Origin of the sequence: Halorubrum trapanicum (genome assembly GCF_002355655.1) — an archaeon.
GTDB classification, from domain to species: domain Archaea; phylum Halobacteriota; class Halobacteria; order Halobacteriales; family Haloferacaceae; genus Halorubrum; species Halorubrum trapanicum_A.
Genome location: NZ_AP017569.1, coordinates 934,972 through 956,106 on the forward strand (window position 1 = coordinate 934,972; position 21,135 = coordinate 956,106).

Consider the following 21,135-nt stretch of genomic DNA (forward strand, 5'->3'; position numbering starts at 1 on the left):
CCCCCGCGACCGCGACACAGCACAGTTATCGGCGCGCCGCGTCATCCGTCGGTATGGACGATGACGATCTGATCGCCGCGGCCCGCGAGGCCCTAGAGGCCGCCCACGTCCCGTACTCCGAGTACCGCGTCGGCGCCGCGCTCCGGACCGCCGACGGCGCCGTCTACACCGGCTGTAACATCGAGAACGCGAACTACTCCAACAGCCTCCACGCCGAGGAGGTCGCGCTCGCGGAGGCGGTGAAGCACGGCCACCGCGAGTTCGACCGGATCGCGGTCTCCTCGGGCGTGCGCGACGGCGTCACCCCCTGCGGGATGTGCCGGCAGTCGCTCGCGGAGTTCGCGGCCGACGACCTCGTCGTCGCCTGCGACGAGGGCGGCGACGCCGTGACGGAGTACACCCTCGGCGAGCTGCTCCCGAACACCATCTCGGAGGGGACGCTCGACGACGCCAGCGGGCACTGACGCCGACGGGACGGCCCCGGGCGACCGAGACGGAACTACTTTTAAACGGCTCGCCGAACGGCGGAGACATGACCGAAGACAGCGAGGACCCGAACGACGGGGCCGGCTACCACGTCGAGGCCGCGCCCGAGGACGTCGCGGACGCCGTCCTCCTGCCCGGCAACCCGGAGCGCGTCGACAAGATCACGGCGCTGTGGGACGACCACGAGGAGGTCGCGCGCCACCGCGAGTACCGAACCGCGACCGGGACGTACGACGGGACGCCGATCTCCGTCACCTCCACCGGGATCGGCTCCCCCTCGGCCGCAATCGCCGTCGAGGAGCTCGCGCGCGTCGGCGTCGACACGTTCATCCGGGTCGGCTCCTGCGGCGCGATCCAGCCGGAGATGGAGGTGGGCGACCTCGTCATCACCACGGGCGCGGTCCGCCAGGAGGGGACGAGCGACGAGTACGTCCGCGAGGACTACCCGGCCGCGGCCGACGGCGAGGTCGTCTCCGCGCTCGTCGCCGCCGCCGAGCGGCTGGGCCACGACTACCACACCGGCGTGACGATGAGCGCGGACTCCTTCTACGCCGGCCAGGGGCGCCCCGGGTTCGAGGGGTTCGAGGCCGCCGGCTCGGACGAGCTCGTCCGGGAATTACAAGACGCGAACGTGAAGAACATCGAGATGGAGGCGTCGGCTATCCTCACGATCGCGAACGTGTACGGGCTCCGCGCGGGCGCGGTCTGCTCAGTCTACGCCAACCGCGTGACCGGCGAGTTCCGGACGGAGGGCGAGTCGCGCGCGGCCGAGACCGCGAGCCTCGCGGTGAAGCTGCTCGCGCGGATGGACGAGGTGAAGCGGGAGGCGGGCGCGGACCGCTGGCACGCCGGCCTCTCGCTGTAGCGGGCGCGCGGTCCCGGCGTTGCGGACCGTCACCGCCGCGTCGGCGATTCTCGCCTGCGAGCGTTCCAAAGCGACTTTATCTGCGCGCCGTGGAGTTACGGCCATGAGTACACAGGTCGTCGTCGTCGGCTCCGGGTACGCCGGCGCAGGGGCGGTGAAGGCGTTCGAAGACGAGGTCGGCGAGGGCGAAGCCGAGCTCACGTGGATCTCGGAACACGACTACCACCTCGTCTTACACGAGGTCCACCGCGCGATCCGCAACCCCGCCGTCGAGGACAAGATCACGATCCCCGTCGACGAGATCAAGTCGCCCGAGTCCGACTTCGTCCAGGGCCGGGTCGTCGACGTCGACACCGACGACCGCGTCGTCGAGACCGACGACGGGACGACCGTCGACTACGACTACCTCCTCTTAGGCATCGGCTCGACGACCGCCTTCTTCGGCATCGAGGGGCTGAAGGAGCACGCCCACCAGCTGAAGGGGCTCGACGACGCGAAGGCGATCCACGAGGACGTCCGCGAGGCGGCCGCGGACGCGACCCGCTCGGACCCCGCGCGGGTGATCGTCGGCGGCGCCGGCCTTTCGGGCATCCAGACCGCCGGCGAGATCGCCGAGTACCGCGACAAACACCGCGCGCCGCTCGACATCAAGCTGGTCGAGGGGCTCGACGAGGTGTTCCCCGGCAACGACCCCCAGATCCAGGGCGCGCTCCGCCAGCGGCTCGAAGACGCCGACGTCGAGATCCTCACCGGCGACTTCATCTCGGAGGCCGACGAGGACGCGGTCTACCTCGGCGGCGGCGAGGACGAAGAACCCGAGGAGCTGGGCTACGACGTGCTGATCTGGACCGGCGGCATTACGGGCCAGCCCGAGCTGGAGAACGTCGAGGTCGAGAAGGACGACCGCTCGAACCGCGTCCACGCCGGCTCCGACTTCGCCACCAGCGACGACCGCGTGTTCGCCATCGGCGACACCGCGCTCGTCGAGCAGGGCGACGACGACGTCGCCCCGCCGACCGCGCAGGCCGCGTGGCAGGCCGCCGAGGTCGCGGGCGAGAACCTCGCTCGCGCCGCCCGCGGCGCGCCGCTCCGCTCGTGGACCCACGAGGACAAGGGGACGGTCATCTCCGTCGGCGAGGAGGCGGTCGCCCACGACGTGATGGGTATGCCGATCAAGACGTTCGGCGGCACGCCCGCGAAGCTGCTGAAGAAGGCGATCGCCACGCGCTGGATCAACAAGGTCTCCTCCCCGGGCCGCGCGGTCGGCGCGTTCGGCGACATGTGAACGCGGGCGACTCGGGGTAGCGGCTCGGCTCGACGGAATCGTTTTCACCGTTTCGGCGGCTACTGAGCGACGCGCTCCGACAGATTACGACTCGCAGAAACTCCGTCGGACGGTCAGTGCTCGGCCGGCTCGTCGGGCGCCCGCATGTCGTCGATCCGCAGGATGAGAATGTTCGCGGTGTCGTCTTTCCCGTCGACGGTGCCGTCGATGACGAGCTTCGAGAGCGGCGTCGGGCCGACGGTGACGCTGTCGCCCTCGTGGAAGTCGCGGACCGAGCCCTGAACGTGAATCTCGGCGCGGCACAGTTCGGGGTGGTGGACGCTGGAGAGGTCGATCCCGTCGACGTTGATCCCCTCGACCTGCTCGCCCTCGTGGTAGATCGGGACGTCGGCCGGCTCGTCCATGCGCTGGATGTCGAGCGCCTCGTAGGCGTTCGAGGTGGGCTTGTAGCCGCCCTTCGGGCCGGGTACGCCCTCGACCAGCTGGAGGGCCTTGAGGCTCTGCATCTGGTTGCGGATCGTCCCGGGGTTGCGGTCGACCTCCTCGGCGATCGCCTCGCCCTTCACGGCGTCCTCTTCTTCCCCGTACAGGTTGATGAGGGCCGAGAGGATGCTTTTCTGGCTCGACGTGAGCTCGATCGATGACATGGTGCCAATTACAGAGCGCCCCCGCTTAAATGCGATGGAATTCACTTATAAATGATCATGCGGAATCGCCCCGACGGTCGGGTACAGTCGGCGCTGAGCGCCCCGCCCTACTCTCCGCGCAGCCGCTTCATCCGGACGTACGCGAGCGGGCTCGACAGCGCGACGACGACGCCGACGCCGACCAGCGCGACCCCGAAGTCGACGGCGACGAACGAGACCGCGGCGCCGACGAGGCCGATCGCCGCGCCGGTGAACGCGACCGCGATGGTGGCGCCCATCGGCTCGATGTCGCCGGGGTCGACCGAGTAGGGATCGGAGCTGCCCATGAACGTCCCGTGGCGGGCCGGGCGCAAAACGGTGTCCGATCCGGCGAGCCGCGGGCGCGGGGCAACGGCGGCGTTCGAGCGCGACGTGACCGCGTCGACCCGCGACGGGCGCGTCGATCCCAACCATTGAAGCGCTGGCGCGCCGCGTTGCCGGTATGACCACGGTCAGGATCATCGGCGCGCCGACCGACTACGGGGCGAACCGACGCGGGGTCGACATGGGACCGTCGGCGATCCGGTACGGCGGGCTCGCCGAGCAGCTCGCCGGCGCCGGCGTGGAGGCGGTCGACGCGGGCGACCTCCCCGTCCCGCGGGCGGAGGAACGCGACCCGGACGCGGACGCGCCCAGCGAGGGGAAGGCGAAGTTCCTCCGCGAGACGGCGGACGTCTGCCGGCGGCTCGGCGACGAGGTCGCCGCGACGCTCGCCGACGGCGAAGTGCCGCTCGCGCTCGGCGGCGACCACTCCATCGCCATCGGGAGCCTCACCGGGTCCGCGCGCGACGCGGAGATCGGCGCCGTCTGGTTCGACGCGCACGCCGACCTCAACACGCCCGCGACGACGCCCTCGGGCAACGTCCACGGGATGCCGCTGGCGGCCGCGCTCGGGGTCGACGAGTTCGCGGACACCGAGTGGGCGAACGCCGCGGGACTGTCGCCGGAGAACGTCGCCCTCGTCGGGCTCCGGTCGGTCGACGAGGCGGAGGCGGAGCTGATCCGAGAGCGCGACTTCGCCGCGTACACGATGTCGGACATCGACGAGCGGGGGATCACCGAAGTCACGGAGGAGGCGCTCGAGGTCGCCGCGGACGGCGTCGACGGGATCCACGTCAGCCTCGATTTAGACTGGCTCGATCCCAACGCCGCGCCCGGCGTCGGGACGCCCGTCCGCGGCGGGGTCACCTACCGCGAGGCGCACAGCGCGATGGAGATCGTCGACGAGACCGACGCCCTCCGCTCGATGGAGATCGTCGAGGTGAACCCGACGCTCGACCAGCACAACGAGACGGCCGAGCTGGCGACGGAGCTGGCGGCGAGCGCGTTCGGGAAGCGAGTTTTATAAATCGGGTTCGGAGAGCGGCGGGTCGGGAGAGCGGGTCAGACGCCGCGGTCGAGCTCCTCGACGACCCGCTGGAGGTCGGCCGCCGACTCGATCTCGCCTTTGATCTCCTCGCGGCGGCGGACGGCCGCCGAGTCGGCGTCGTACGCGCGGACGAACTCGGCGCGGGTGTGCTCGTCGAACGCGTGGCGGATCGCGAAGTAGCCGTCCGGGACGATGGTGCCGCAGACCTTACACTCGTGGCGCTGGTGCTCGTTCGTCTGGTGGACGATCGCCGCCTCCACGTCGTCGAAGGCGGCGTCGCAGTCGCCGATGCCGCACGTCCAGCGAGGGGCCATACCCCGAACTCTCGCCCGAGGGGGATTAACGGTTTCCCACCTCGTCGGGCCGTGCCGCGGCGTCGACCGGGCCCGACGCCGCGGCGCACCGGCGCCGCGCTCCGCCCCGCGGCGGCGGCACCGTCGTCGTCGAACGATACGCCTTTGCGCCGCCGCGACGACCGTGCGACCGTGACCCGACCGCAAACGCGCGTCGACGCCCACGTGAAGGTGCTCGACGACGAGGTCGTCGCCCGCGCGAAGGCCCGCGGGATCGACGCGCTCGTGTACGCGCCGCACTTCACGCGGCTCCCGACGATCCGCGAGCGCGCGGCGCGGTACACCGACGACGAGCTGACCGTCGTCCCCGCCCGCGAGGTGTTCACCGGCGACTGGGGGAACCGGCGGCACCTCCTCGCCATCGGGCTCTCGGACCCGGTCCCCGACTACATCACCTTCGAGGGCGCGATGGCCGAGTTCGAGCGGCAGGACGCGGCGGTCCTCGTCCCTCACCCCGGGTTCGCCACCATCTCGCTCACGCAGCCCGAGGTGGACGCCCACGCCGCGCGGCTCGACGCGGTCGAGACGTACAACACGAAGCTGCTCCCCCACCAGAACGCGCGAGCGCGCCGGACCGCCGAGGAGACCGGCTGCGCCGGGTTCGGCTCGTCGTACGCCCACCTCCCCGGCACGGTCGGCGAGGCGTGGACCGCCTTCGAGGGCGACCTCGCCGACGAGGAGGCGGTCGTCGACGCGTTCCGCGAGCGCCGGCCCCGGACGGTGATCCACCGCGGCGGCGCCGGCCACCAGCTCCGCGGGCTCGTGGAGTTCGCGCACCTCGCGTACGAGAACACGTGGGCGAAGCTCGACCGGATGTTCCTCTCCGGCAACGAGCCGACCCTCCCGTCGAACGTCGCCTACGAGGGCCGGTTCGACGACGTGAGCGTCTACGAGTAGGAGGGGATCGAGATCCGGCGGTTCGCTCCGCGTTCGGCGGGTGACACGCGTGTCCCCGCCCACGTTATACGGACGGAGGCCCACGTACCGGACATGAATCAGCTCGTGAACGGCGAGTGGCGCACGGACACCTACGAGGCGACCGACGAGGAGGGCGCGTTCCAGCGCGGCGAGACCACCTTCCGGAACTGGGTCGCGGGCAGCGACGTGCCCGACCACGTCGACGCGGAGCCGGACGAGCGCTTCCAGCCGGAGGCCGGCCGGTATCACCTGTACGTCTCGTACGCCTGCCCGTGGGCGCACCGCACGCTGCTCGCGCGGTCGCTCTTGGGCCTCGAAGACGCGATCGGCGTCTCGGTCGTCGACCCGTACCGCGACGAGGACGGCTGGCAGTTCACCCCGGAGAAGGAGGGCTGTACCCGCGATCACCTCCACGACAGCGACTTCCTCCGCGAGCTGTACGTGGAGGCCGACCCCGACGCCACCTGCCGGGTGACCGTCCCCGTGCTGTGGGACAAAGAGGAGGAGACGATCGTCAACAACGAGTCGCGCGAGGTCCTCCGCACCCTCTCGACCGCGTTCGACGACCTCGGCAACGGCGTCTCGCTGTTACCCGACGCGGACGACGACGCGACCGTCGCGGACGTCGACGAGGTGATCACGGACATCTACGAGCCGATCAACAACGGCGTCTACCGCGCCGGCTTCGCCACCTCGCAGAGCGCCTACGACGAGGCGATCGACGACCTGTTCGGCGCGCTCGACCGCTACGACGAGCGGCTCGCCGACCAGCGCTACCTCGTCGGCGACTCCCTGACTGAGGCGGACATCTGTATGTTCACCACCCTGATCCGCTTCGATCAGGTGTACCACACCCACTTCATGTGCAACCGGAAGTTCATCCACCAGTACGAGAACCTCTGGCCGTACCTGCGCGACCTCTACCAGACCGAGGGCGTCGCGGAGACGGTGAACATGGAGCACATCAAGGAGCACTACTACACCACGCACCCGGACGTGACCCCTTCGGGCATCATCGCGCGCGGCCCCGACCTCGACTTCGAGGCCGCCCACGACCGCGACCGGCTCACGGGAACGCCGCCGGCTCCGACCGCCGACGACTGACCGGCGGACGGGTTCGAGCGGTGCGGTTTTTATTAGTCAGTTCCCGGTGGCGCGCCGTCGAGCGGCCGCCGTCGGCGGCCGCGAGAAGCCCGCGAGGGAGGCGGCGGTCCGGCGCGGCTCCGCCCGCGCCGGGCCGCCCGCCGAGGCTGGGGAGGCGTGAGGTGCGGTGCCGTGCGGAGCGGTCGAGACGATCGGTCGCGGGCCGGACCGCTCAGGCAAAAACGAACCGCGAAAACGAGAAACGAGAAACGCAGATCGACCGAAGACGGACCGCGCTCGGTCCGTTACCCCTCCATGCCGCCGAACGAGAGGCCGTCCTCGACGGAGCGCTGGGCCGCGAAGTAGACGATCGCGACCGGCAGCGCGAACAGGTTCGCGAACGCCGCGAAGCGGGTCCACGGCGTCGAGAACCGGCCCTCGGTCGCGATGTTGTACAGCTCCACCGACAGCGGGTAGTTCTCGGGGCGCAGCAGCGTCTGCGCGATGATGAACTCGTTCCAGCCGGCGAGCCAGACGAAGATGAGCACGACGGCGAGCCCCGGCTTCGTCAGCGGGAGGATCACCTCCCGGATCGTGTCGAGGAAGCTCGCGCCGTCGACCATCGCCGCCTCCTCGTAGGAGACGGGGATGTTGTCCATGTACGTCTTCAACAGCCACGTGTTGAACGGGATCGCCGACGCGGCGTAGAACAGCCCGAGGACAAACAGGTTGTTCGTGAGCCCGTAGCTGCTGAACAGCGAGTACAACGCCACGAGCGTCGCGATCGACAGTCCGGCGCCGATCTGCGTGAACAGCACGTAGCCGTAGAGGATGCGCTTGCGGCCCACGAACTTCCGGCGCGAGAACGCGTACGCCGCCGGGACGATCATCCCGAACCCGGCCGCGAGCGTCACGCTGACGATGTAGAGGCTGTTGAACAGCGCGCCGGGACCGGTCTCGGTGCCGGCCCACCGGAAGCTCACCAGCCCGCCCCCGCCGCCGAGGACGAGCTGGGGGTACCCCCAGTCGCCGTCGACGAAGAAGAAGTCGGACTCGAAGATCACCCAGCGGTACGCGCCGAGGTTGTACGTCGACGGGTCCGGGAAGATGCCGCTGGTGGTGAACAGCCGCGTCCCCTCCGCCAGCGACGCGGTGAAGATCCAGAACAGCGGGAACAGAAGCACCAACACCATCGCGAGCCCGAACAGCGTCATCAGGACGCTCTTCGAGACGTCCCACGGCGTGCGTTTGCCCGCGCGGAGGTCGTAGATCGCCCGCTGGACGGTGACGACGAACCGCTTCGGAGCGGTCGCGAACGCGACCAGCTTGGCGGCGACGAGCGCCGCGAACGAGCGGACCGCGCTCATTGCTCACCCACCCCCTCGGCGAGGCCGCCGTAGCGCACGGCGACGAGCATGAAGAGTCCGACGAAGGCGATGGCGACGATGAGGATCGCCGCGGAGAGCCCGAACTCGTTGAAGCTGATCGCCTCGCGGTAGCCGTACACGATGATCAGCTCGTTCTGCCTGGCCGGGCCGCCCCGGTTGAACACCCACGGGATCAGGAACTGCTGGAACGACGTCGCCGCGGTGAGGATGGAGGCGAAGAGGACGGGTCCCTTGATCGCCGGGAGGGTGACCGTCCGGAACCGCTGGAGCCACCCGGCGCCGTCGACCATCGCGGCCTCGTGGAGCGACTTTGGCACGTCCTGTAAGGCGCTCACGATGATGATCACCATGAACGGGTACGCGAGCCACACCTCCGTGGTGACGTACGCGAAAAATGCCTCCCAGCGGCCGCTGAGGAAGCCGATCGGCACGTCGAAGAGGAGGACCTGCGGCGCCGACAGCGCCGACATGAACTCGTTGTAGCGGCCGAGCAGCGTGTTGAACACGCCGAATCGGGCGTCGCTGAACATCCCGCGCCAGACGGTGATCGTGAAGATGCCGGGGAACCCCAGCGGGACGATCACCGCGGCGCGCATGTAGCGTTTGCCGACGACCCGCGCGTGGTTCAAGAGGAGCGCGATGCCGACGGCGACGAACACCTTGACCACGAGCGAGACGGCGACGAACAGCCACGTCGTCGACATCGACGTCCAGAACTGCGGGTCCGCCAGCAGCTGTGCGTAGTTCGCGAGCCCGATCAGCTCGGCGCCGCCGCCGATCACCGACCCGGCGAACGTCGCGTCGGTCAGCGAGATGTAAAACAGGTAGACGATCGGGTACAGCATGAAACTCGAGAAGAGGACCACGCCGGGGATGACGAGCAGCAGTCCCCAGTCGCGACCGGAGAACGGCAGCGCTGACCGGAGCCGCGAGAGCCCGCCGCCGGCGTCGAGTTGTGAAGAGGCCATGGTAGCTGGTGGAGAGGCCGCCTACTGGTTCTCCCGGATCTCCGACGCGGCCTGGTCGAGGGCCGGGCCGCTCTCCTGATTGCCGTTGAAGACGCGGGTCAGCGCCTCGGTCAGCGGCGTCCAGACGGCGTTCATGTTCGGGTGGGTCGGGATGGGCACGCCGTGGTCGACCTGCTGAGCGAACGCCTGAACGTCGGCGGAGAGGTCGCCGTCCTCCACGACGGAGGAGAGGACGGGAATGTACCCCTGCTCCTCGGCGTTGGTCTCGATGATGTCCTCGTTCGTGGTGTACCACTCGGCCAGGCCCGTCGCGGCGTCGACCGTCGGCTGGTCGGCGTCCGACAGCATCGCGCTGAAGTAGAACGTCTGGATCCCCGAGTACGTCCGGGGGTTGTTGCCGTCGACGGTCGGCAGCGTCGTGACGCCGAGATTCTCGATCTCCTCGCCGAGGTTCGCGATCTCCCACGGGCCGTTGATCGCGAACGGCGCGGCGCCGTCGGCGAACGCGACGATCTGCGACTCGTAGCCGGGGTCGGCCGGCACGTAGTCGAACAGCTGTTCAAGCGCGTCCATCCCCCGCTTACACGCGTCGCTGTCGAGGGCGGTCTCGAGGCTCTCCGTGTCGAAGATGTCGCCGCCGTACGCCTGGATGAACCCGCTAGCAAAGTACGGGTCCGTGACGGGGTACGAGAGGCCGTACTCGCCGTTCTCCGGGTTGTGATACTCGTCCATCACCGAGAGCATCTCCTCGAACGTCTCGGGCGGCTCGTCGACCATGTCCTCGTTGTAGAACAGCGCGACCGTCTCCGAGGCGAACGGGAGCCCGTGGAGCGCGCCGTCGAACTGGACGGCCTCCTGGGCGGTCTCCGTGAAGACGTCCAGCGAGGCGTCGACGTCGTCGCTCGCGTCGTAGAGGAACGGCGGCTCCTCGCGGACCGCGAACCGGCCGATCCAGTCGTGCGCCCAGATCCACGAGTCGGGCCCCTCGCCGGCCGGGATCGCGGTTTCGAGCTGCTGGTCGAGCTCGCCGCCCGGCTCGTTCTTCTCGATCGTGTTGGGGCTCTCGGACTCGTACTCGTCGATGTACGAGGACATGGCCTCGTCCTCGCCGTCCGAGAGGTCGGTCCACAGCGTCGCGGTGCCGCCGCTCTCGCCGTCGCCGCCATCGCTTCCGTCGGACCCGTCACCGCCGTCGCCGCCGGTGCTGATACAGCCCGCGAGTCCCGCGAGCGCAGTCGTTCCCCCCATCGCCTTGAGCAGCGTTCTACGTTTCTCGTTCATGTGGCTAGAACAAATGATGAATTATATTTTCATACATTTAGTGTTTGGGGTACGTCCCGATCGATCCGGATCGATCCGTGTCGACTGTGAAGATCGACGATCGACTCGGCGAGTGGGTGTTGCCGATATTTGAGAAGAGATTATTCACCATATATCAGAAAAACAGCAAAGAACTCATATGCCAGCGGACCGGTCATCAGGGAAATGGCACGCGTCACGCTCGACACGCTCCGGAAGGAGTTCGACCGAGGGACCATCGTCGCCGTCGACGACCTGGACCTTGAGATCGACGACGGGGAGTTCGTGACCGTGGTCGGGCCGTCGGGCTGCGGGAAGACGACCACGCTCCGGATGGTCGCCGGGCTCGAAGAGCCGACCACCGGTACCGTCAGCTTCGACGACGAGGACGTCACCGAGGTCCACGCGAAGGAGCGTCCCGTCGCGATGGTGTTCCAGAACTACGCGTTATACCCCCACAAGACGGTCCGCGAGAACATGGCGTTCGGGCTCAAGATGAGCACGGATATGACGACGGAGGAGCGCCACGAGCGCGTCCGGGAGATGGCGGAGATGATGGGGATCGAGGACCTCCTCGACGACAAGCCGGACGAGCTCTCCGGCGGGCAGAAGCAGCGCGTCGCGCTCGGTCGGGCCATCGCGCGCGAGCCCGAGGTGTTCCTCTTCGACGAGCCGCTCTCGAACCTCGACGCGAAGCTCCGCACGGAGATGCGCGCGGAGATTCAGAAGCTCCAGAAGGAGTTCGGCGTCACCGCGATGTACGTCACCCACGACCAGGAGGAGGCGATGACGATGGGCGACCGCCTCGCCATCCTGAACGACGGCGAGCTCCAGCAGGTCGGCGAACCCACCGAGGTGTACCAGAACCCCGTCAACGAGTTCGTCGCCGGCTTCATCGGCTCGCCGTCGATGAACTTCCTCGACGTCGACGTCGAGACCGACGGGACGACCGCGACGGTCCGCGACGAGTCCTCCGGGCTCTCGCTCTCGCTCAGCCGGGAGTACGTCGCCGGCCACAAGTTCGAGAGCGGCCCGTACACGCTCGGGATCCGCCCGGAGAACATCGAGGTCGTCGAGGAGCCGACCGGCGAGGAGACGCTGACCGCGACCGTCGAGGTCGTCGAGCCGATCGGCTCCGACAACTACGTCCACCTCGACGTGACCGAGGACTTCCTCGCGCGAGCGCCGGCGGACGTGCTCCCCGAGGCCGGCGACGAGGTCGGCGTCTCCTTCGACGAGGCGGACATCCACCTGTTCGACCCCGAGACCGGCGAGGACGTGTTCCTCACCGACGAGGAGATCGCGGCCGCGGTCGCTTAATTAGAGTCGGGTTTCGGGGACACCCCCGACGTGTGAACCGATCGTTCGTACTTTCTCCCCGTGGCGAGATCGAGTCTTATCGGAACCTGACAGGTCTACCTGAAAACTGCTGACGCCGCGATGGCCGCTTCCGGTTTCTGATCTGCTTATTTATAAATGATTTCTGGCGGAGCGACAGAGAACACCGCCAAAGCCCCAGTCGCGAGGCGGGCGCACGCTCGCTGCGGTCCTCAGTCGCTCGCTTCGCTCGCTCTCTGCGGTCCTTACTTCGCCTGCGCCCGCCTCGCGACTGCCCCTTTGAGTCCCGCCCGGCCGCGACCGCACCGCGCCTCACGCCTCCCCAGCCTCGTCGGTGGTCCTCCGCGTTGCTCCGGACCACCGACTCCCTCGCGCGTGCTGCTCGGCCGCAGAGCGGCCTCGCAGGCACGCGCCACCGCATTTGTTTATAAAGGGCATGCTCGCTGGGCTTCAATCCGTCTCGCGTCGCCGCGGGCGACAACGGCTTGAAGTGCGCGCTCGTCGGACGGACGGTAACATGGAGCCGCCAGACATCGAGCGGTTGGACGAGCGGACCGTCCAGCGGATCGCGGCCGGCGAGGTCGTCGAGCGCCCCGCGAGCGTCGTGAAGGAGCTGGTCGAGAACAGCCTCGACGCGGGCGCGAGCCGCGTGGCGGTGTCGGTCGAGTCGGGCGGCACGGAGGGGATCCGCGTCCGCGACGACGGCGTCGGCATCCCCGAAGATCAGCTGGAGGCGGCCGTCGCGGAGCACGCCACCTCGAAGATCGGCGACATCGAGGACCTCGACCGCGGCGTCGCCACGCTCGGCTTCCGCGGCGAGGCGCTGTACACCGTCGGCGCCGTCTCCCGACTGACGGTGCGGTCGCGCCCCCCGGACGCCGAGGCGGGCGCGGAGATCACCGTCGAGGGCGGCGAGGTCGGAGAGGTCCGGCCCGCGGGCTGCCCGGCGGGCACGACCGTCGAGGTCGACGACCTCTTTTATAACACGCCCGCCCGCGAGAAGTTCCTCAAGCGGACGGCCACGGAGTTCGACCACGTGAACACCGTGGTGACGAGCTACGCGCTGGCGAACCCCGACGTCGCGGTCTCCTTAGAGCACGACGGCCGCGAGACGTTCGCGACGGAGGGGAACGGCGACCTCCGCTCGGCCGTCCTCGCCGTCTACGGCCGCGAGGTCGCCGAGTCGATGATCGACGTCGACTGGGCGCCCGACGGCGGGGACGGGGACGAGGACGGAACGGGAGACGACGCGCCGGTCCGGCGCGTGACGGGGCTCGTCTCCCACCCCGAGACGGCGCGCTCGACCCGCGACTACCTCTCGACGTACGTCAACGGCCGGTACGTCACCGCGAGCGCGCTCCGCGAGGCGACCCTCGACGCCTACGGCGGCCAGCTGGCGCCCGACCGCTACCCGTTCGCCGTCCTCTTCGTCGAGGTCCCGCCCGGCGACGTCGACGTGAACGTCCACCCGCGCAAGCTGGAGGTCCGCTTCGACGAGGAGCCCGCGGTCCGATCGGCGGTCGAGGACGCGGTCGAGTCGGCCCTGCTCGACCACGGCCTGATCCGCTCGACGGCGCCCCGCGGCCAGTCGGCGCCGGACGAGACCGCGGTCAGTCCCGAGACGCCCGACGCCGAGGCTGTCGGCGGGGCGGACACCGGCCACGAGCGCGCCGCGCGCGAGGGGCGCGAGCCCGCGAGCGCGGCTGAATCGGCCGAGTCGACGGAACCGACCGAGCCGACTGACACGACCGACTCGACCGAATCGACCGACTCCGGAGGGACTACGGACGGGGACCGCGAGACCGGCGCGAGTCCGACCGACGCGGACGTCGCGGATTCGTCCGACGCGGACGGCGTGGACCCGGCCAGTCCGACCGAGCTGGACCCGGACGACGACGCGGCGTGGGCGGTCGACGGGCTGGGCGGCGGCGCGGGCGACGACGCGGTCGGCGACCGGCCCTCTCCCCGAAGCTGGCAGGAAGACGCGACGGAGCGCGACCCGGGAGGACCGACCGACGTCGGCGCCGGGGACGAGGCCGACGACGCCGAGACCCTGAGCAGCGCGGTCGACCGGGACGCCGACGCCGCGAGCGTCGAGGACCCGAACGGCTCCCCGTCGCCCGGTGACGGACTGGACCGCACCGGACCTGACCGCGGCGAACCTGACCGCGACGGAACGGCGGGCGGTGGAGAGGCGGCGAGCGGCGGGGAGGCGTCCGTCGGCGGAAACGCGCGACGGTCGGACTCCCGACCCCGACCCGCCGCGCGACAGCGGACCCTCGACGGCGAGGCGACCGAGCGCGAGCGGGAGTTCGACTCGCTGCCCTCGCTGCGGGTACTCGGCCAGCTCCACGAGACGTACGTCGTCGCCGAGGCGCCCGACGGGCTCGTGCTGATCGACCAGCACGCGGCCGACGAGCGCGTGAACTACGAGCGGCTGAAGGCGGCCTTCGCGGACGGCGCGGACGCGCAGGCGCTCGCGGAGCCGGTCCGCATCGAGCTGACCGCGCGCGAGGCGGCGCTGTTCGAGGAGTTCGTCGACGACCTCGACGCGATCGGGTTCCGGGCCGAACGCGCGGGCGACCGGCAAGTCGCGGTGACGGCGGTCCCCGCGGTCTTCGACGCCGCGCTCGACCCCGACCTCCTGCGGGACGTCCTCTCAGCGCTGGTCGACGACGCGGCCGCGGGCGACGAGCCGGTCGCGGACGTCGTCGACGAGCTGCTCGCCGACCTCGCCTGCTACCCCTCCGTCACGGGGAACACCTCGCTGACCGAGGGGCGGGTCGTCGACCTCCTCGACCGCCTCGACGCCTGCGAGAACCCGTACGCCTGCCCGCACGGGCGCCCGGTCGTGATCCGGCTCGACCGCGACGAGATCGGGTCGCGCTTCGAGCGCGACTACCCGGGCCACGGCGGGCGGCGCGCGGAGTGAGTCGGCTGGGAAGGCCTCCCCATCCCACCGACCGCAGAGAGGTACGTTTTAGGCGACCGCGTCCGACCCGCGGACATGGAACGCGTAGCGATCGTCGGCGCGTCGATGACCCGGTTCGGGCAGCGCGACGCCTGGGTTCGGGAGCTGCTGGCGGAGGCGGGCGCGGCCGCGCTCGACGACGCCGGCGTCGACGGCGACGACCTCGACCACCTGTACGTCTCGAACATGGCCAGCGGCGAGTTCGAGGGACAGACCGGCGTCCCGAACGCGCTCGCCCACGACCTGGCCGCCCAGCCGGCCTACACCGCGCGGATCGACCAGACCTCCTCGTCCGGCGGCGCGGGCGTGTACGCCGCGTGGCAGTCGGTCGCCTCCGGCGCGAGCGACCTCACGATGTTAGTCGGCGGCGAGAAGATGACCCACCGGACGACATCGGAGGCGACCGACGTGATCGCGTCGCTCACCCACCCGGTCGAGTACAAGCAGGGCGTCACGCTCCCCTCCTTCGCGGGGCTCACCGCGCGCCTCTACCTCGACGAGTACGACGCGCCGCGCGAGAGCCTCGGCAAGGTCGCCGTGAAGAACCACAAAAACGGCGTGGACAACCCCCACGCGCAGTTTCAGAAGGAGGTCGACCTCGACACGGTGCTCGACTCGCCGGTCGTCGCCGACCCGCTCCGGCTGTACGACTTCTGTCCGATCACGGACGGCTCCGCGGCGCTCGTCTTCTGTCCCGAGTCCGTCGCCGAGGAGTACGCGCCCGACGGCAACTACGCCGTGATCAGCGGGATCGGCGGCGCGACCGACACCCACGTCGTCCACGAGCGCGCGGACCCGACGACGATGGGCGGCGTCGTCGACTCCTCCGATATCGCCTACGAGATGGCCGGGATCGGCCCGGACGACGTCGACGTGGCGGAGCTCCACGACATGTTCACCATCCTCGAGTTCCTCCAGAGCGAGGACCTCGGCTTCTTCGAGAAGGGCGAGGGGTGGAAGGCGGTCGAGGAGGGCGTCACCGACCGCGACGGCGAGCTCCCGATCAACACCTCGGGCGGGCTCAAGTCGAAGGGCCACCCGCTCGGGGCCAGCGGCGTCGCACAGGTGTACGAGATTTACCAGCAGGTCACCGGGAACGCCGGTCCGCGACAGGTCGAGGCCGACACGGGGCTCGCCTGTAACGTCGGCGGGTTCGGGAACTGCGTGACCACCACCGTCTTGGAGGGAAGCCAATGAGCGACAACGAGCACGACGACGCGACCGGAAGCGACGGCGAGGAGTCCGGCGGCGACGAACCGACGTTCGAGGCGGCGGAGTACGCGGACGGGACGGTCACCTACCCGCCCCACACCGTGAGCCCGAACGGCGCCGAGCGCGTCGGGACGGTCGACCTCCGCGAACACGAGGCCCGGGTGATCACGTGGACGACCTCGACCGCGACGCCCCCGGGCGTCCGCGAGCCGAACACGCTCGCGATCGTCGAGTTCGAGATGGGCGACGAGTACGACGGCCCGCCGGTCCGCGCGCTCGGGCAGATCGCGGAGCGCGAGGACGACTCCGGGAAGTCGTTCGACGTCGACATCGGCGACCGCGTCGAGCCGGTGTACGCCGACGAGTTGCGCGAGCCGGGCGCCGGCATCCGCGAGCCGGAGAGCCAGGACTGGGACGGGTTCCGGTTCCGACCGGTCGAGTAGCCGGACTTCTCCCCCGATTCGAGCCTCAGACCCGGAACCGCGCCGCGTCGGAGGCGGCGAGCGCGCCGAGCCGCTCCTCGTGGACCCCGTCGAGCGTGTACACGTCGGGTCGGTACCGGATCTCCTCGGTCGCCCCGTGGACCTCCCGCAGCCGGCGCCGCACCCGCTCGACGTCCGCCCGACCGAAGTAGTTCGGCGTGAACACCAGCACGGCGTGGTCCGTCTCGCCGAACGCCTCGCGGCCGGCGCGGGTCGTGACCTCCGCGTCCCAGAACCGCCCGGCTTCGACATCTTCGACGACCGCTTCCCAGAACTCGTCGACCGTCTCGGCGGGGCGCTCGACGAGCCACTTCCCGCTCAGGTACGTCGTCTCCAGCGCGAGGCGGTCGACGTCGCGGACGGTCTCGGGGTCGGCCGGGAGCGACGCCACTCGCTTCGGGTCGACTCCCGGCAGGTCTGCCTCGCTCGTCGCGGCCGGCCGCGTCACGTCGTGGTCCGGAAAGTAGCCGTCGCGGGCCTGCCTGGGAAATCCGGTCACGTGCTTGACCCGGAGCCAGTGCCACCCCTCCTCGTCGATTTCGGTGGGCGAGCGGTCTGTGACCATAAGACGGGTTGCGCGCCGCGAGGCAAAACCGTCCCGGCCGTCACGCCCGACGAGAGGACGCGCCCGCGGCGCTAGGGAGACTGGCTCGCGGCGCTCAGATCCGGCGGTAGTCGCCGAGCCGCGTCCCGTCGAGCAGGTACGCGTCCCCGGCCGGGAGCGCGGCGGGGAGGAACGGCGCGAGGAACGACTGCCCCTCGACGTTCACCCACGTCCCGCCCGACCGCTCGTTGAACGCGGGGAAGACGACGAGTTCGGGCGGGTCGGTGTCGCTGGCGTCCCCGACACCGTCCGCGCCGTCCTCGGCGAACGCCGCGGGGTCGAGCTCGCCGCGGAGCCACGCGCGCTCGACGCGCGAGCCGCCGACCGCGTCCTCCAGTCGCACTTGGGGGTGTTCGTGGCCCATACACACCACGTCGGCGTCGAGGAGCGCCGGGTCCGGCCACGTGTGGCCGTGGCAGACGGCGACGGTATCCCCGAGCACGCCGCCGCCGGCGCCGATCACGTCGAGGTCGTCCGCGAACGCCGCCGCGACGCCCGCGTCGTGGTTCCCCTCGACGAGCGTCATCGGCACGCGGTCGGTGACGGCGCGGATCAGGGTTTCCAGCTCCGCGCGCTCGTCGCCGTCGGGCGCTCCGATCCGGTGCGCGAGGTCGCCGAGGACGACGAGCCGGTCGGCGGCCGTCTCGGCGACGAGACCGCAGAGTCGCTCGCGCCGCGCGTCGGCGCGGGAGTCCAGTTCGACGCCGCGCTCGTAGCGCAGGCCGACCTCGATGCCGGCGTGGACGTCGGCGACGAGCAGCGCCCGCTCGTCGTTGAGGTCGGCCACGGCCGCCGGCTCGCCGACGACCGGTTCGACGGTGGTCGGCTCGCCCCGCGCCATCAGATCGGCTTGAGGAGCCCGTCGCCGGGCTCGTAACACTGCCCGCTCATCAGCGCGTCCTGGATGGCGTCCTCGACCGCGCCGGGGTCGACGCCGTGCTCGTCGGCGACGCGCTCGACGACCGCCTCGCGGGGCGCGCCGTCGCCGTCGTCGAGGTCGCCCATCGCCGCGACCGCCGCGGCTTCGAGGTCGACGTCGTCCGCCTCGGCGTCGGCGTCGGTCTCGGTCTCGACGTCGGCGGTCGCGGAGTCGGCCGCGTCGGCCTCGTCGCTTTCGGACCCGGCCGCGACCGCGTCGTCCGCGGCCGCGGCGGGGTCCTCGGCCTCCTCGCCGAGCTCCTCCGGGTCGGGCACGTCGATGTCGGCCTCGCCGGGCTCGTCGACCTCGGTCCCGGTCGCGAAGTCGGTGCCGAACTCGGACTCGATCTCCTCGCGCTCCTCGTCGTCGAGCTGGTACATGTCGTCGGCGTCCGCGTCCGGGTCGAGGTCCGGGGTCGCGTCCGCGTCGCCGTCGGATTCCGTCGTCGCGTCCGCTTCCCCGCCAGCGTCGAAGTCGCCAAGGCCGCCGTCGTCGGTCGTGGTACCGTCGTCAGTATCGGCGACGTCGTCGGTCGTCTCGGATGCGTCTCCCGCATCGCCGAGCGACTCTGACTCGTCGGCCGGAGTCGGTTCGGGCTCGACCGCGTCGTCCGTCTCGGGTTCGCTGGATTCGTCGATTTCCGACTCGGTCGATCCGGCGTCGGCACTCGACGCAGCGTCGGCACTCGATTCCGACTCCGCGGTCGGTTCGACATCGGTCTCTTCGGAGGGCGGTTCCGGCTCGTCGCCGGCGTTCTCGCCCGCGGCCTCGTCGCCCTCGACCGTCGCGACCGGCTCCGCGACCGTCACGTCGGTCTCGGGGAGCGGGCCGATCGCGGTCGCCTCGCCCTCGTCGGGGGCGATGTCGAGCGCGCGGACCTCGTCGCGGTCGCCCGCGATCAGCTCCAGCGCGTCGACCGCGAGCCGGCGGACCGCCTCGGCGTAGGCCGCGGTGGTGCCGTAGTGGTCGAGCGCCTTCGGGATCCCGGCCGCGAGCGGGGCCGGGGCGCCGCCCGCTTCCAGCGCCGCGCGGAGCTCCTCGCCGCGCAGGTCGGAGTCGAGCGCCTTCGCGAACACCGCGAGGCGGTCGAGCGTGGCCTCCGCGGCGGAGACGACCCACCGGTCGCGGGTGTCGGCGTCGACCTCGTTGAGGCTCTCCGGGCGGACGGAGGTGAACACGCGGTCGGAGTCCTCCGGCTCGAAGGTGCGGGCCTTGCCCGTGAGCGCGACGAACGCCGGCGGCTCGGCGCGTTCGAGGAACGTCTGCGCCTCCGGCTGGTACTGGCCGGCGTAGGTGACGAACGCGCCGGAGGGGTCGACGACGCGGCCGCGGCGCGTCTCGTCGTTGACGCGCTCGACCTCGGTGAGCACGCCGGCGGTGAACAGGCGGTTCACCCGCGCGCCGGTCGGCGTGACGACGTAGTTCGGGGCGCGCTCCTCGTCGCTCTCGGAGTAGGAGAGGGACGCGTCGTCGAACTCGGCCGCGAACACCCGGTAAGCGACCTCCCGCGCGCCCGGCCCGTCGTCGCTCATTCGCCCACCTCCGCGAGCGCGGCGCGGGCGTGGTCGGCCGGGTCGTCGTCCGCGAGCTCGAACTCGACCGCGTCGAGGGTGGCGCCGTAGTCGTCGACCGAGAGGTTCCCGCGGACGCGGTAGGCGCGCCCGACGAGCGTGTCGGCGATGTCGTCGGCGACGACCTCCTTGTCCATCGCGTCCTTCGCGGCGTCGAGGGCGTCGTCGAGGCCGCCGCCGTACACCTCGGCGGTGAGCTCGTCGTCGAGGACGACGGTGACGGTGTCCGTCCCGTCGTCGAGGATCGCCTTCACGCGGAGGTCGTCCTCGCCGTCGACGTCGCCGTGGCTCCGGCACTGGCCGTTCTGGACGACGCGGCCGCACTCCGGACAGCGCTCGATGAGCCCGGAGCCGTCGCGGACCTCCAAGACGTTGCCGACGACCTCGACGTCGAACATCCCGCCGGAGCCGACCGCGTCGGCGACCGAGAGGCGGGGGGCGTCCTCGGCGACCTCGACCGGGTCGGGGAGCGGGGTGACCGTCGAGAACTCGGTGAGGTTGATCGAGGGGACGCCGCGGAACTCCCGGACGTACACGTCCTCGATCCGGAGGTCGGCGCCGGCCTCGATCTCGGAGCGCGGCTGCCAGTCGGTGAAGGGGAGCTTCGCGGTCTCGTCGCCGACGACCCCCTCTAAGATGTCCGTCTCGCCGTCGCGGCCGGAGATGGTCTTCTCGTCGACCTCCAGCACCCGGACCTCCACGTTTCGCCCGCGGTCGCCGGCCGTGACGTCGACGAGGCTGCGGTCGCCGCCGACCTCGCGGTCGACCTCGACCGGCTCGTCGGCGATGGCGACGGTGGTGGAGTCGTTGAGGTTGAGCTCCGGCTCGCCCTCCCACTCGCGGACGCCGGCGTTGCCGATCGTCAGCGAGTCGCCCGGCTCGAAGCCGAAGTCCTGCCAGGCGGTGTAGGAGATGACGCCGGTCTCGTCGGCGACCTCCCCCTCGCGGATCGTGAGGTCGTCGCCCTGGTAGCGGATCGTGCGCGTCCCCTGCGTGAGCACGCGAACGGTGACCGTCACGCCGTCGTGGTCCGTCGTGATCTCGCCGACGTCGACGGCGTCGGGCGTGGGCGACGACCCGCCGCCACCGCCGCCGTGCTTCCGGCGGACGCTCTGTTTCGCCTCGTCGATCGGGACGCTGTACTCCAGTAGGTTCTCCAGGTCGGCTTTGACCTCCTCTTTGTCGACGCCGAGGTCGGAGGCGAGCTCCTCGGCATGGCTGTTGACGTCCATCGAAGCGAGGTTCGGCGCCGCCGCACAAAAGGATTCACCACCGCTCGGGCGACCCGCGCCGGGTCGGCGCTCCCCGGGGCGTCGCGGCCTCGACGGCCGGTGACCC

20 protein-coding genes are annotated in these 21,135 nt (G+C 70.6%); 10 read left to right on the forward strand and 10 right to left on the reverse strand.

Annotation, left to right across the window (positions count from 1 at the left end):
• Positions 1 to 53: 53 nt before the first annotated feature.
• From cdd to CPZ01_RS04575, 3 genes are all read left to right on the forward strand, one after another.
• Complete coding sequence (gene cdd, locus CPZ01_RS04565; RefSeq protein ID WP_096393642.1) at positions 54 to 464, forward strand: cytidine deaminase; 411 nt, start codon at positions 54 to 56, stop codon at positions 462 to 464.
• A 68-nt stretch (positions 465 to 532) separates the two neighbouring features.
• Entirely contained in the window at positions 533 to 1,351 is an 819-nt protein-coding gene (locus CPZ01_RS04570; protein ID WP_096393643.1) for a nucleoside phosphorylase, read from the forward strand.
• 103 nt (positions 1,352 to 1,454) lie between these two features.
• Entirely contained in the window at positions 1,455 to 2,636 is a 1,182-nt protein-coding gene (locus CPZ01_RS04575) for an NAD(P)/FAD-dependent oxidoreductase (RefSeq protein ID WP_096393644.1), read from the forward strand.
• Between the two features lie 113 nt (positions 2,637 to 2,749).
• Here the strand turns inward: CPZ01_RS04575 and CPZ01_RS04580 are convergent, their stop codons facing one another.
• Together CPZ01_RS04580 and CPZ01_RS04585 are read right to left on the reverse strand one after the other, a co-directional pair.
• Positions 2,750 to 3,283 carry an Rrf2 family transcriptional regulator gene (locus tag CPZ01_RS04580; protein ID WP_096393645.1) on the reverse strand — a complete coding sequence of 178 codons (534 nt, stop codon included), beginning with the start codon at positions 3,281 to 3,283 and terminating at the stop codon, positions 2,750 to 2,752.
• Positions 3,284 to 3,390: 107 nt separating this feature from the next.
• The gene (locus tag CPZ01_RS04585) at positions 3,391 to 3,609 is read right to left on the reverse strand and encodes a hypothetical protein (RefSeq protein WP_096393646.1); all 219 of its coding nucleotides are present in this window, start codon (positions 3,607 to 3,609) and stop codon (positions 3,391 to 3,393) included.
• A 155-nt stretch (positions 3,610 to 3,764) separates the two neighbouring features.
• Here CPZ01_RS04585 and rocF point away from each other — a divergent pair, with 155 nt between their 5' ends.
• Positions 3,765 to 4,670 carry an arginase gene (gene rocF / locus CPZ01_RS04590; protein WP_096393647.1) on the forward strand — a complete coding sequence of 302 codons (906 nt, stop codon included), beginning with the start codon at positions 3,765 to 3,767 and terminating at the stop codon, positions 4,668 to 4,670.
• Positions 4,671 to 4,705: 35 nt separating this feature from the next.
• Here the strand turns inward: rocF and CPZ01_RS04595 are convergent, their stop codons facing one another.
• Positions 4,706 to 5,005: a DUF7565 family protein gene (locus CPZ01_RS04595; RefSeq protein WP_004596437.1), complete on the reverse strand. Its 300-nt coding sequence runs from the start codon at positions 5,003 to 5,005 to the stop codon at positions 4,706 to 4,708.
• 144 nt (positions 5,006 to 5,149) lie between these two features.
• Between CPZ01_RS04595 and CPZ01_RS04600 the strand changes: the two genes are divergently transcribed.
• The gene (locus CPZ01_RS04600; protein ID WP_096393648.1) at positions 5,150 to 5,941 is read left to right on the forward strand and encodes a PHP-associated domain-containing protein; all 792 of its coding nucleotides are present in this window, start codon (positions 5,150 to 5,152) and stop codon (positions 5,939 to 5,941) included.
• A 93-nt stretch (positions 5,942 to 6,034) separates the two neighbouring features.
• Positions 6,035 to 7,066 carry a glutathione S-transferase family protein gene (locus CPZ01_RS04605; protein ID WP_096393649.1) on the forward strand — a complete coding sequence of 344 codons (1,032 nt, stop codon included), beginning with the start codon at positions 6,035 to 6,037 and terminating at the stop codon, positions 7,064 to 7,066.
• Positions 7,067 to 7,350: 284 nt separating this feature from the next.
• On the opposite strand, the gene CPZ01_RS04610 is transcribed toward CPZ01_RS04605, so the two are convergent.
• The 3 genes from CPZ01_RS04610 to CPZ01_RS04620 are packed head-to-tail and all read right to left on the reverse strand — an operon-like array spanning position 7,351 to position 10,682.
• Entirely contained in the window at positions 7,351 to 8,412 is a 1,062-nt protein-coding gene (locus CPZ01_RS04610; RefSeq protein WP_096393650.1) for a sugar ABC transporter permease, read from the reverse strand.
• Positions 8,409 to 9,401, reverse strand: coding sequence for a carbohydrate ABC transporter permease (locus CPZ01_RS04615; protein WP_096393651.1), 993 nt, complete (start codon positions 9,399 to 9,401; stop codon positions 8,409 to 8,411). The genes CPZ01_RS04610 and CPZ01_RS04615 overlap by 4 nt, the downstream gene beginning before the upstream one ends.
• Positions 9,402 to 9,422: 21 nt before the next feature.
• The gene (locus tag CPZ01_RS04620) at positions 9,423 to 10,682 is read right to left on the reverse strand and encodes an extracellular solute-binding protein (RefSeq protein WP_172863929.1); all 1,260 of its coding nucleotides are present in this window, start codon (positions 10,680 to 10,682) and stop codon (positions 9,423 to 9,425) included.
• Between the two features lie 204 nt (positions 10,683 to 10,886).
• Here CPZ01_RS04620 and CPZ01_RS04625 point away from each other — a divergent pair, with 204 nt between their 5' ends.
• The 4 genes from CPZ01_RS04625 (at position 10,887) to CPZ01_RS04640 (ending at position 16,664) form a co-directional block, all read left to right on the forward strand.
• Complete coding sequence (locus tag CPZ01_RS04625; protein ID WP_096393652.1) at positions 10,887 to 12,020, forward strand: ABC transporter ATP-binding protein; 1,134 nt, start codon at positions 10,887 to 10,889, stop codon at positions 12,018 to 12,020.
• Positions 12,021 to 12,555: 535 nt separating this feature from the next.
• On the forward strand, positions 12,556 to 14,970 hold the full coding sequence (gene mutL / locus CPZ01_RS04630) for a DNA mismatch repair endonuclease MutL (protein ID WP_096393653.1): 2,415 nt from the start codon (positions 12,556 to 12,558) through the stop codon (positions 14,968 to 14,970).
• Positions 14,971 to 15,045: 75 nt separating this feature from the next.
• Positions 15,046 to 16,206 (forward strand): thiolase family protein, encoded by a 1,161-nt coding sequence (locus tag CPZ01_RS04635; protein ID WP_096393654.1) that lies wholly within the window; start codon positions 15,046 to 15,048, stop codon positions 16,204 to 16,206.
• Positions 16,203 to 16,664, forward strand: coding sequence for a Zn-ribbon domain-containing OB-fold protein (locus CPZ01_RS04640; RefSeq protein ID WP_096393655.1), 462 nt, complete (start codon positions 16,203 to 16,205; stop codon positions 16,662 to 16,664). The genes CPZ01_RS04635 and CPZ01_RS04640 overlap by 4 nt, the downstream gene beginning before the upstream one ends.
• Before the next feature lie 25 nt (positions 16,665 to 16,689).
• Here CPZ01_RS04640 and CPZ01_RS04645 read toward each other — a convergent pair whose 3' ends face one another.
• The 4 genes from CPZ01_RS04645 to CPZ01_RS04660 form a co-directional block, all read right to left on the reverse strand.
• A complete protein-coding gene (locus CPZ01_RS04645) occupies positions 16,690 to 17,268 on the reverse strand; it encodes a putative phosphothreonine lyase domain-containing protein (protein WP_096393656.1) in 579 nt (192 codons plus the stop codon).
• 94 nt (positions 17,269 to 17,362) lie between these two features.
• Positions 17,363 to 18,148: a metallophosphoesterase gene (locus CPZ01_RS04650; RefSeq protein ID WP_096393657.1), complete on the reverse strand. Its 786-nt coding sequence runs from the start codon at positions 18,146 to 18,148 to the stop codon at positions 17,363 to 17,365.
• Complete coding sequence (locus CPZ01_RS04655) at positions 18,148 to 19,758, reverse strand: hypothetical protein (protein ID WP_096393658.1); 1,611 nt, start codon at positions 19,756 to 19,758, stop codon at positions 18,148 to 18,150. Before CPZ01_RS04655 ends, CPZ01_RS04650 begins: the two co-directional genes overlap by 1 nt.
• The gene (locus CPZ01_RS04660; RefSeq protein WP_096393659.1) at positions 19,755 to 21,029 is read right to left on the reverse strand and encodes a Single-stranded DNA binding protein; all 1,275 of its coding nucleotides are present in this window, start codon (positions 21,027 to 21,029) and stop codon (positions 19,755 to 19,757) included. The genes CPZ01_RS04655 and CPZ01_RS04660 overlap by 4 nt, the downstream gene beginning before the upstream one ends.
• Positions 21,030 to 21,135 lie beyond the last annotated feature (106 nt).